Genomic DNA, 507 nt, shown 5'->3' with positions numbered 1-507 from the left:
GAAGCCCCCACCGAAAGCCTGTTCACCGGCCCCATCGCCCTGCAAAGCGTACCGCCAGAGGCCCGCAAAGAGATCGAGACCCTGTTCCCCGAGATCACCAAACCGGATTTCTTAGCCCGGTCAGCCCGCCCGATCCCCGAGAAAGGAGCGCAGGTCAAGCAACTGGTCGCACGCCACAAGAAACGCGGCATGCCGCTGCTGAACGGCTGATCGCCCTGGATCTCTTTCGAAACCAAATCCCTGCCCGGTTCAAAGGATCGGGCAGAGAAGATTTCCAAACCGCGACATTTGGCGTTTCGTCGCTATTGGACAACACAAGCACCACAAGGGAATATATACGCCTGCCCGGCTCGCTTATTCTTCTTCTTTGTCCAAATACCTCGGGGGTGCGGGGGGGGGGCCCCCCGCCCACCCGGGGCGCCAAAAAACGCCCTTTACGATTAAGCGCGCCCCGTTCTAGCCTTCCAAGATGGTGGTTGGGCTGTTCGGGGGGGGGGGGGCGGGGGG

The 507-nt window shown here is 61.3% G+C and carries 1 pseudogene; it reads left to right on the top strand.

From position 1 onward, the window contains the following. Positions 1-210, top strand: a pseudogene (locus tag Q0601_RS24645) (Hint domain-containing protein); the annotation flags it as partial. Positions 211-507 lie beyond the last annotated feature (297 nt).

The sequence above is a fragment of the Paracoccus wurundjeri genome, from assembly GCF_030678915.1.
In the GTDB taxonomy this organism is placed as follows: domain Bacteria; phylum Pseudomonadota; class Alphaproteobacteria; order Rhodobacterales; family Rhodobacteraceae; genus Paracoccus; species Paracoccus onubensis_A.
The sequence above is the reverse complement of the archived record's forward strand: the minus strand, read 5'-3'. Positions and strand labels throughout refer to the sequence as shown.